Here is a 10892-nt window from a genome sequence, read left to right as displayed (position 1 = left end):
TCTTTTTGTTCATAAAAGTCTTGCCAGTTCCCCCTTCATATTTAAATGAAAAAGGCTCGAGTAATGAAAAGCAACTCCCACAAATAGGAACCAAACATAATCAGACTGTAGACAAAGAAAAAATTTCTTTGTTCTACAGTTTTTTTGTTATTGACTTTAGTCAGTTTCGTTCGCGTAGCGTACGAAATAAAAAAACCGCGCGTTTCTATGCGTGGACGAAATAGCTTTAGCGATAAAAAACTCCTTTCGATATACTAATAGTGGCTACCAACCGCATATCAGATTGAAAGGAGTTTTTTTATGTCTAACAATGATAAAAGTTTAGCACATACAAGATGGAATTGTAAGTATCACATAGTATTCATCCCGAAGTATCGACGAAAAGTGATTTATGGAAAGTTAAGAGTAAGTATTGGTCAGATATTAAGAAAATTGTGTGAGATGAAAGATGTTGAAATCATTGGAGCACATGCAATGCCTGACCATATTCATATGTTAGTAAGAATACCGCCAAAGATTAGTATTTCTAGTTTTATGGGCTACTTAAAAGGACGAAGTGCAACTTTAATCCATGAAAAACATGCGAATTTGAAATATAAGTATGGGAATAAAAGCTTTTGGTCCAAAGGATACTACGTGAGTACGGTTGGGTTAAATCAAAAAACAATTGAAAAATATATTCGAGAACAAGAAGCAGATGATCGAATTAGAGATAGTATAAGTAAACAAGAGTATGTAGATCCATTTAAATAGTTAAAGAGAGATAGAGCTGTGAGCGAGCGGTTGGTGGTTATTTAAAAAGCCCCTTTTAAGGGGCTAGCGAGTGGTGAGCCCTTCTAGAGCTGTTAAAAAGCCACCCGTTTTCACGGGTGGATATTTACTCTGTATGTCCAGGTTTTAATTGATAGATCTTTGAGGGACGTCCGATACCGACAGGACGTTCACCGATTTCATCGAAGTATTGTAACATAGCTTTTTTGAAATTGGAATGATCGATCATTTTAAAATCGATCCCTAAGAATTTAGCGAATACTTTGCGTGCTTCAGTGATCGTGAAGTCTTTTCCTAGCACTTGAAGCACTTGGGGTTCATGTTCCATTTTGTTGACGACACGGTTGAAGGCTTTGACAATGATCTCGCTATGGTCAAAAGCTAATGTGTCTTTGCCAGAAGACTCGCTCGTCGTCAAGTCTAGAGTGATTGCTACATCCCCACTCGATAAATGCAGTTTGTTTGCATTGCGTTCAAGTGAAAACCACTGCACTTCTTTGGCATCGTCTCCAGCGATCAAAGGTTCTTCACCGATAAAGGCGAGATAGCTGACTGTCACGACCCAGCCACGAGGATCACGATTCGGTGTACTGAAGGTATGCAGTTGTTCAATATTTTCTTCGGATATGATGACGCCTGTTTCTTCTTTTGTTTCTCGCAATACGCTGGCACCAGTCGATTCATTTTTTTGGACGAATCCTCCGGGAAGTGCCCAAGAATTTCGGTAAGGATGGCTTTTACGTTGGATAAGTAAAACTTTTAATTGATCTTCTTCTTTGTTGTAGCAGAGTAAAACGATATCGACGGTCAAGGAAGGTTTTTCATATTCAGGACGTTCTTGGTCTTGGTACCAAGATAAGAAATCAGTTTCAGAGGCCTCTTGTTCATAATATGTTTTTTCTTCTTCTTTTGAATGAAAATGTTCCACTTTCTCACCTCCTATTATGTTAAGGTACTTTTTACTTTATTGTAGCAGAATCTCTCTGAAAACCAAAGATTTCTAGACAAATAAATCCAACTCAGAGTTGAAAAAGAAACGGTAAGAGTAGATTAAATAGGAAGAAAAGCAAATAAAAAGGGGGAAGCTTCTGTTTTTCTTCTCGAATGGCGAAAAAGCCACAGAGGACGATATACCCTGCTAGGATCACTCGAAGGATCAAAGTGAGCAAAAGAAAAGTATTTAATTGCTCATGTAGATTGAAATAACCATACAGATGTAAATAGTAAAAACTAAATAATAGATGGATGAGAGAAAGTAAAGCAATGCTGATAATCATTCGTTTGTGTTTTTTTGTCATTAGTCTCAAAACCTTTTCTTATATGATATTGCTTATTATAGCATGTTTGTAAAGTAAAAATGAGAGAGTAGACGATCCTGAAGAAAAAGGAGCGAGAGTGTGGGTAGAGAAGGAAGTGGTTCATCACGATAACGTAGGTTCTTTATAAATGTTTTCTTGAAGGGAAAGGACATCTTTACATTTCGGGAGTTATCAAAAAAAGCTAACAGCGTATTCATTTTATGGTATACTAGCAAGGAAACGAATTCGCACCATGCGATAAAGGAGGAAGTACCCCATGGCAGAAAAGGAAACTTTTTATATCACTACGCCCATCTATTATCCAAGTGGCAAACTGCACATTGGCAATTCTTATACAACGATTGCATGTGATGCTGTTGCACGTTATAAACGTTTGATGGGCTTTGATGTGTTTTATCTAACTGGGGTAGATGAACACGGACAGAAAATCGAGAAAAAAGCAGAAGAATTAGGCGTAGAGCCACAGGAATATGTAGACAAAATGGCTGCAGATGTCAAAAAACTATGGAAAACATTAGATATCAGCTACGATAAATTCATTCGCACAACTGATGATTATCATAAAGCAGCAGTTCAAAAAATCTTTGATCGTTTGCTTGAACAAGGCGATATTTACTTAGGTGAATATGAAGGTTGGTATTCTGTCTCTGATGAGGAATTCTTTACAGAAACTCAACTTGCAGAAGTATACAAAGATGAAGACGGCAAAGTGATCGGCGGGAAAGCGCCAAGTGGTCATGAAGTTGAGCTAGTCAAGGAAGAGTCTTATTTCTTCCGTATGAGTAAGTATGCAGATCGCTTGTTAGAGTACTACGAAGAACACCCAGAGTTTATCCAACCTGAATCACGTAAAAATGAGATGATCAATAACTTCATCAAACCAGGTTTAGAAGATCTAGCAGTTTCACGGACGACATTCAGCTGGGGAATCAATGTTAAAAATGATCCGAAACATGTAGTGTATGTCTGGATCGATGCGTTGTCGAACTACATCACCGCACTGGGCTACGGTTCAGAAGACGATCAATTATTCCAGAAATATTGGCCCGCAGATGTCCATATGGTTGGAAAAGAAATCGTTCGGTTCCATACGATCTATTGGCCGATCATGTTGATGGCATTAGATATCCCATTGCCAAAGAAAGTCTTTGGACATGGCTGGTTGTTGATGAAAGACGGCAAGATGTCTAAATCGAAAGGCAATGTCGTTTATCCAGAAATGCTCGTAGAACGCTATGGCTTAGATGCTTTGCGTTATTACTTATTGCGTGCAGTACCATTTGGTTCAGATGGCGTATTTACACCAGAAGACTTTGTGTCACGTGTGAACTACGATTTGGCGAATGACTTAGGGAATCTTTTGAATCGAACGATTGCAATGATCAATAAATATTGTGATGGCATGGTTCCTGACTATGCGTCATTAGTGACACCGTTTGACAGTGAGTTATCAACAACTGCTGCGAATGTGGTTGGTCGTTATCATGACGCAATGGAAAAAATGGAATTCAACACTGCTTTAGCCGAAATCTGGGTATTGATTTCTCGTGCCAACAAATATATCGATGAAACAGAACCTTGGGTCTTAGCAAAAGACGAAGAGAAGAAAAAAGAGTTAGAGAGCGTGATGATCCACTTAGCTGAATCGTTACGTATCACTGCGATCCTCTTACAACCGATCATGACAGAAACACCAACTAAAATCTTCAATCAATTAGGGTTGGATGCCGAGACGATGAACCTTGAAGGATTACACTTCGGTGAATTCCCATCTGGGACAAAAGTCGTTGCAAAAGGTACACCGATTTTCCCACGCTTAGAGCTGGAAGAAGAAATTGCGTATATCCAAGCAAAAATGTCAGAAGGTACTCAAACAAATGAGGACTCTGTCAAATGGGACCCAGAAGAAACAGAGCTTGTTTCGACTAAAGAAAAACAAATCAAATTCGATGTATTTGAAAAAGTCGAATTAAAAGTAGCAGAAGTCATCAATTGCCAAAAAGTCGAAGGGGCAGATAAATTATTGCAATTCCGTCTAGATGCAGGAGATGACCAAGACCGTCAAATCTTATCCGGTATTGCCGAATTTTATCCTGATCCAAGTGAATTGATCGGCAAAAAATTAGTGATCGTTGCTAACTTGAAACCACGCAAAATGCGCGGGCTGATCAGTCAAGGAATGATTCTTTCAGCAGAAGCAGCTGATGGTTCATTACAAGTGATCGAAGCACCAAAAGGTATGCCAAACGGTTCTGAAGTTGGCTAATCAATGACTGTTAAGAACTATTCTAAGCAAATAAGCTTAGAATAGTTCTTTTTTGATAACCTTACTTTTCATGGCTCTATAAAAATAAAACTAACGAGGTTGTGCGAACACCGTTTATTTGTTTTTAGGGGGTACGAAAGGACGAATCTCCTCGGCTTTTTTATAACTTTGATTGAGTGACAAATTTTTTGGAACTGCAGTATTAAACCATTCATTCATGTTACAATAAGAAAGAAAAGTGAGTAAGTAAACGATCCAAGCCGAATGAGCAGGTCATTGGCTTAGTTAGCGCTTGATAAGAAATAGGATAACTATGCTATCTATTGGAAGGAGACGAAAGATGAATGTGGCTGAGTTAGATTTAGTTACCCGATTTGTACTGGAAAAAAAAGCAAATCTGCATGGCGGAATTTACCATTTGACTCAAGTAGAAATGGCGTATAACTCCAATCGAATCGAAGGGTCGAGAATTTCTGAGAAGCAAACCGCCTTAATATTTGAAAATAATATTCTCCCTCCTGCTGAAAGTGGCGAGGCAACGAAACTAGATGATATCAAAGAAACAGAAAATCATTTCAAAGGTTTCGATTACGTGATCGATCATATCGAAGAACCGTTATCGAATGATTTTATCAAAGAACTACATCGAATTTTGAAACGAGGAACAACTGATGGAAACAATCCGCTAACACCTGTCGGAGAATTTAAACTTGTTCAAAATATGATTGGTTTTGGTTATGATGAGGTTGAAACCATAGCATCCGAGGAAGTAACTGAAAAAATGACGGAATTACTTGCTCACTATGAGAACTCAAAAAAACAAAGCTTAGTTGAAATTGCAGATTTTCATGTGAAATATGAACGCATCCACCCATTTGCAGATGGCAACGGACGTATGGGACGTTTGATGATGTTCAAAGAATGCTTGAGGCACAATATCATGCCTTTCGTGATCAAAGTTGTCCATCGTGAGTTCTACTACAGAGGTTTAAGTAATTGGGGAACCGAGAATGGTTATTTACTTGATACTTTAGGTATGAGTCAAGATATGTATGAACAGTTTTTAAAAAAAATGAAATTCACAGGATCGGTTCATCAATAAAATAGCTTTATAGATATATTGAAAAAGTCGAGCGATGATAATCATCGTCCGACTTTTTTTAGTTTTAGCCGTTGTTTGACTTTCGTTGGCAATAATGCTGCGACGATTGAAAATGGAATACATAGAATATACCAAGCAATCAGGCGGCTATTGCCGTAACGTACATAAATCTTGGTCAATAGCGAGTGAAGGATCACCAGCCCTAGGAGCAAGCTGATCGCAAAGAACCATCTTGTATCCCAATCAGTCAAGTGGCGCAAGGCGTTCATGGTTAAAGGATAGCCGTAGAAAAAAATCCCGACCATCGTGACGCGCCAATTTTTGACGATCGTTTGAACATTCAATAGTAAAAAGATGACCGATAGTAAAAAAGCAATGGGCGGAAACAAGCCGACGAGAAAGGAATAGACGATTCCCCACAACAACATCCCAGGCCCTTTGATCAAGGCGGCAATGAGAAGAAAACTAGCCATCAATAGCAATTGCTGTGTCAATGTCGCAATTGTTAGCCAGCCAAATAAAATCAACAATAACCAATGTAGCTTGGATTGTTTTTGTTCTTTTTGTGGAAAGAAAGTAGTACCTTTATCTTTTAGATAAGATGCTAGTTTTGGATCGATCGATTGAAAATCCATAGGGTACCTCCTGACATTTCAAGTAGCTTCATTCTATAAGAAGTAAGACAAGAATACATCCGTCTTTAGAGGGATATTTTCACTACAAATTTCTGAAAAGAATGGTAAAATGAAAAGTTCTCGGTTATACTGAAAAAAATAAAAAAGAAATACGAAATGAGGAAGAGGATGAAGGGGAAATTAAAACGCGAGATCAATTTGTTTGGTGCATTATCCACAGTAATGGGAACTGTGATCGGCGCCGGCGTCTTTTTTAAAACAGCAGCGGTAGTGGCAAGTACACAATCAACAAGTTTGACGTTACTCGCGTGGTTGTTAGGGGGATTCTTAACGATCTGTGCGGGGCTAACAGTAGCTGAATTAGCCACTGCCATTCCTGAAACAGGTGGAGCTGTCAAGTATATTGAAGCAGCTTACGGTAAGTTACCAAGTTTTTTGTTAGGCTGGGCACAAAGTTTGATTTACTTTCCAGCCAACATTGCGGCATTATCGATCATCTTTGCAACACAGCTGATCAATCTCTTACAGCTATCTCCTGATTATTTATTGGTGATTGCTATTATTACAGCACTTTCTATCACTGGATTGAATCTGTTAGGGACCAAAGTTGGTGCGTACGTTCAATCGATTACATTGGTAGTCAAGTTGATCCCAATTGCAGTGATCATTATTTGGGGGCTTCTGACACCCGGACAGGGTACTGTTCAATTATTTCCAGTAGAAGCCGGACAAGGTGTTTCATGGGCAGAAGGACTTAGTGGTGCTTTGTTGGCGACACTATTCGCTTACGATGGCTGGTTAGGTGTCGGAGCCATGGCTGGAGAAATGAAACGTCCAGAAAAGGATCTACCAAAAGCGATTATTTTAGGATTGAGTTTTGTGACATTCGTTTATCTATTGATCAACTTCGTCTTTTTAAAAACATTACCGATTGATCAAATTGCTGGAAACTTGAATGCTTCATCTGATGCGTCAGCGGTCATCTTCGGTGAACTAGGAGGAAAAATCGTTACGATCGGTATTTTGATCTCTGTCTACGGCGCACTGAATGGTTATACGTTGACTGGGATTCGTGTTCCATATGCAATGGCATTAGAAAATGAGTTGCCGTTCAGTAACCAGTTGACAAAGCTCTCAAAAAAATTCACCGTTCCTTATGTCCCTGCGTTGTTCCAACTAGCGATTGCATGTATCATGATGAGCTTGGGTTCATTTGATTTTCTGACAGATATGTTGATTTTTGTCATGTGGCTATTTAGCTTATTGATTTTTATTGGCGTATTTATTTTAAGAAAGAAAGCCCCAGAGATGCCTCGTCCATACAAAGTACCCCTTTATCCAGTGATACCGATCATTGCGATTTTAGGAGCCATCTTTATTTTAGGGATGACACTGATCACACAAACGAATTTGGCATTGATCGGAATCTTAGTCACATTGTTAGGTGTACCTGTGTTTTACTACAAAAAAAGACAAACTGAAAGTAACTAACTGATAATGAAAAGACAAGAAGTGAATCAAGTCATTTCTTGTCTTTCTTTGTACGATATCTCATGTTTTTTAGTCTTTGAGACTTCTTTAACGCCTGCTTATATGCTAAAGTAATGAATGAAAAGGAGAGATAAAGATGATATTTGATTCTCATACTCATTTGAACGCGGAACAATTCAATGATGATATTCCTGAAACGATCCAGCGTGCAGAAGAACTAGGTGTGACTAAAATGGCCGTTGTAGGCTTTGATACACCAACGATCGAAAAGTCCTTGATGCTTAGTCAAGATTACCCAAACATTTATAGCATCATCGGCTGGCATCCTACAGAAGCTGGTAGCTATACGAAAGAAATCGAAAACAAACTACAAGAACAACTGACTTTACCAAAAGTGGTTGCTTTAGGTGAAATCGGACTGGATTATTATTGGATGGAAGATCCCAAAGAAGTCCAAGATAAAATCTTTAGAAGACAGATCGCCATCGCAAAAGAAATGCGTCTACCGATCAGTATCCATACGAGAGATGCCTTGGAAGACACTTATAAGGTGTTAAAAGAAGAAGACATTCGTGATATTGGCGGAATCATGCATAGCTTTAGTGGTGATTATGAATGGGCACAACGTTTCCTTGATTTAGGGATGCACATTTCTTTTAGTGGTGTCGTGACATTCAAAAAGGCGTTAGATGTGCAAGAAGCAGCGACAAACGTCCCAATGGATCGTCTATTAGTGGAAACGGATGCTCCTTATTTAGCGCCAGTGCCCTATCGAGGAAAAAGAAATGAACCAGGGTATACTCGTTACACAGTCGAAAAGATCGCTGAACTTCGTCAACTACCAATGGAAGAAGTTGCGGCACAAACATGGAAAAACGCCCATCATTTATTTGGATTATCAGAGCATGACTAAGTTAAAGATCCAAGAAATCATTGTTGTCGAAGGGAAAGACGATACGAGAAGGCTACAAGAAGTGGTTGAAGCCGATACGATAGAAACGATTGGTTCAGCGATCAATGAAGAAATCTTGATGCAGATCGAACATGCACAGGAAACTAGGGGAATCATTATTTTTACGGACCCAGATTTCTCAGGTGAGAAGATCCGTAAAACGATCATGGAAGTGGTACCACAAGCAAAACATGCATTTTTGCCAAGGAACCAAGCCGTACCGAAAAAAAAGGGAAGCTTAGGGGTCGAACATGCGAGTGATGAAGCGATATTAGAAGCGTTGAAAAAGGTCGTTACGCCAGTCGATGATGAGACCCAAGTACCGGAGATCACTAGACAAATGCTGGTTGCATATGGATTGATTGCCGGAGCACATGCAAAAGAAAAACGTGAGATGCTAGGTGATGAATTACGCATCGGCTATACGAACGGAAAACAATTGGAAAAACGATTGAACATGTTCCGAATTACGTTAACTGAGTTTAAGCAGGCAATGAAAAAAGTGGAGGATCATTATGAGTGAATATCGGGATATTGCAACACCCACTAGAACAAAAGAAATTTTATTGAAGCACGGCTTCTCTTTTAAGAAGAGCTTAGGACAAAACTTTTTGACAGAGCTGAATATCCTTCGAAAAATCATTGAAACTGGTCAAATCGATCAGCAGACTAATGTGATCGAAGTAGGGCCAGGAATTGGTGCATTAACAGAGCAAATCGCGCGTCATGCCAAACAAGTAGTCGCATTTGAAATCGACGATCGATTGATTCCTGTCTTGGCAGATACCCTTTCACCTTATCCGAATGTCACAGTCATCCACCAAGATATTTTGAAAACTGATTTAGCAGAGGCAGTCAATACTCAATTCAATGAGCGGTTACCATTGAAAGTGGTGGCTAATTTGCCTTATTATATTACGACACCGATCATGATGCACTTTCTTGAATCAGAAGTAGTGGTTGACGAAATGATCGTGATGATGCAAAAAGAAGTCGCTGATCGCATCTCAGCAAAACCGGGAACAAAAGCATATGGTTCTTTATCGATCGCTGTGCAATACTATATGGAAGCAAGTTTGGCGTTTATTGTGCCAAAAACAGTATTTGTGCCACAACCAAACGTGGATTCAGCAATCTTGAAACTGACAAGACGCGCAATACCAGCAGTTTCCGTAACGGATGAAAAAGCCTTTTTCCGTCTGACAAAGGCTGCGTTTCAACAGCGTAGAAAAACTTTATGGAATAATTTGCAACATGCCTATGGGAAAGACGAAGAAACTAAAAGTTGGTTAACCGCAAGTCTAACAGAGGCAGGAATCGATCCGAAAAGACGAGGAGAAACACTTTCTTTAGAAGAATTTGCTGCTTTGAGCAATGCTATGGAACATCTAAAAAAATAAAATGAGGAATAGAAGGCTGAAAAAGTCTTTTCGCTCTAAGTCTGAAGGCATCACTTGAGAAAACCATTTTGGGTATTCTTCAAGTGATGCCTGACTATTTTAGGAAACAAGATCCCAAATCAAATTCTTGGATTTTAAAGAGGGTGGTATTTCAGGCGCCTTGTTCCTCTTGATGTGTCTTGACACATTAGAAAGTTAGCGGTACAATAGGTCAAAACAAATGTGTCAAGACACATCAAGGGAGTAAAAAAATGAAAACAAATTCTGTAAGAAAATTGACAATTTCCGCTTTATTGATCGGGATGGGCGTTCTTATTCCGATGATCATGCCTAAGATCGTAATTCCGCCTGCTTCATTTACACTAGCTTCACATGTGCCATTATTTATCGCAATGTTTTTTTCACCCGGTGTAGCTGTGGCAGTGGCGCTAGGTACAACATTTGGTTTCTTCTTGACGACACCTGTGATTATTGCGCTTCGTGCATTGTCTCATTTGGTATTCGCTCTAATCGGTGCATGGTATTTACAAAAAAAACCAGGGATCGTCTTAAAAGACGGGCAATTCACATTAATGAACTGGCGTTTTCAAGGGTTTAACTTATTGATCGGCGTGATCCACTCGATCATCGAAATGCTAGTGGTGAGTGTGTTCTTCTTCATTGGGAATATGCCGGAAACATACTATGCAGAAGGCTACTTCTATACCGTATTCATCTTGATGGGGATCGGTGGCTTGATCCATAGTTTGGTGGATTACAATATCGCTTACTTCATTGCCGGAACATTGAGTAAATTCTTTGATGTCCCAGTTTTCACTGCTGCCAAGAAACAGCAAAAGAAAGAGATCGTGCAAGGAACGATCAAAAAAGTCGTTTAGCAATGCCACAGATAAAGACTTAAAAATAACCAAAAAAAGACCCAAGATCGAACGATCGTTGGGTCTTTTACGTATCAT

11 protein-coding genes are annotated in these 10892 nt (G+C 39.2%); 8 read left to right on the top strand and 3 right to left on the bottom strand.

The window, feature by feature from the left end:
• Window positions 1–300: 300 nt before the first annotated feature.
• On the top strand, window positions 301–753 hold the full coding sequence (gene tnpA, locus ACH0AK_RS07580) for an IS200/IS605 family transposase (RefSeq protein ID WP_010736145.1): 453 nt from the start codon (window positions 301–303) through the stop codon (window positions 751–753).
• Window positions 754–877: 124 nt separating this feature from the next.
• On the opposite strand, the gene ACH0AK_RS07575 is transcribed toward tnpA, so the two are convergent.
• Window positions 878–1699 carry an NUDIX domain-containing protein gene (locus ACH0AK_RS07575; RefSeq protein ID WP_010736144.1) on the bottom strand — a complete coding sequence of 274 codons (822 nt, stop codon included), beginning with the start codon at window positions 1697–1699 and terminating at the stop codon, window positions 878–880.
• A gap of 91 nt (window positions 1700–1790) precedes the next feature.
• Window positions 1791–2069 (bottom strand): hypothetical protein, encoded by a 279-nt coding sequence (locus ACH0AK_RS07570; RefSeq protein ID WP_226076696.1) that lies wholly within the window; start codon window positions 2067–2069, stop codon window positions 1791–1793.
• Window positions 2070–2346: 277 nt separating this feature from the next.
• Between ACH0AK_RS07570 and metG the strand changes: the two genes are divergently transcribed.
• Window positions 2347–4356 carry a methionine--tRNA ligase gene (gene metG / locus ACH0AK_RS07565; protein ID WP_010736142.1) on the top strand — a complete coding sequence of 670 codons (2010 nt, stop codon included), beginning with the start codon at window positions 2347–2349 and terminating at the stop codon, window positions 4354–4356.
• Window positions 4357–4696: 340 nt separating this feature from the next.
• The gene (locus tag ACH0AK_RS07560) at window positions 4697–5458 is read left to right on the top strand and encodes a Fic family protein (RefSeq protein ID WP_226076693.1); all 762 of its coding nucleotides are present in this window, start codon (window positions 4697–4699) and stop codon (window positions 5456–5458) included.
• 41 nt (window positions 5459–5499) lie between these two features.
• Here the strand turns inward: ACH0AK_RS07560 and ACH0AK_RS07555 are convergent, their stop codons facing one another.
• Window positions 5500–6093 (bottom strand): hypothetical protein, encoded by a 594-nt coding sequence (locus ACH0AK_RS07555; RefSeq protein WP_023519221.1) that lies wholly within the window; start codon window positions 6091–6093, stop codon window positions 5500–5502.
• Between the two features lie 168 nt (window positions 6094–6261).
• Between ACH0AK_RS07555 and ACH0AK_RS07550 the strand changes: the two genes are divergently transcribed.
• The 5 genes from ACH0AK_RS07550 (at window position 6262) to ACH0AK_RS07530 (ending at window position 10814) form a co-directional block, all read left to right on the top strand.
• A complete protein-coding gene (locus tag ACH0AK_RS07550) occupies window positions 6262–7584 on the top strand; it encodes an APC family permease (RefSeq protein ID WP_010736139.1) in 1323 nt (440 codons plus the stop codon).
• 136 nt (window positions 7585–7720) lie between these two features.
• Window positions 7721–8497, top strand: a complete 777-nt coding sequence (locus tag ACH0AK_RS07545; RefSeq protein WP_023519222.1) for a TatD family hydrolase — start codon at window positions 7721–7723, stop codon at window positions 8495–8497.
• Window positions 8490–9059, top strand: a complete 570-nt coding sequence (gene rnmV / locus ACH0AK_RS07540) for a ribonuclease M5 (protein WP_010736137.1) — start codon at window positions 8490–8492, stop codon at window positions 9057–9059. Before ACH0AK_RS07545 ends, rnmV begins: the two co-directional genes overlap by 8 nt.
• The gene (gene rsmA, locus ACH0AK_RS07535; RefSeq protein WP_226076684.1) at window positions 9052–9936 is read left to right on the top strand and encodes a 16S rRNA (adenine(1518)-N(6)/adenine(1519)-N(6))-dimethyltransferase RsmA; all 885 of its coding nucleotides are present in this window, start codon (window positions 9052–9054) and stop codon (window positions 9934–9936) included. The genes rnmV and rsmA overlap by 8 nt, the downstream gene beginning before the upstream one ends.
• A 251-nt stretch (window positions 9937–10187) precedes the next feature.
• Window positions 10188–10814, top strand: coding sequence for a hypothetical protein (locus tag ACH0AK_RS07530; protein ID WP_019722490.1), 627 nt, complete (start codon window positions 10188–10190; stop codon window positions 10812–10814).
• The last annotated feature ends 78 nt before the right edge of the window (window positions 10815–10892 follow it).

Origin of the sequence: Enterococcus pernyi, assembly GCF_045371165.1 — a bacterium.
GTDB lineage: Bacteria > Bacillota > Bacilli > Lactobacillales > Enterococcaceae > Enterococcus_B > Enterococcus_B pernyi.
The sequence above is the reverse complement of the archived record's forward strand: the minus strand, read 5'-3'. Positions and strand labels throughout refer to the sequence as shown.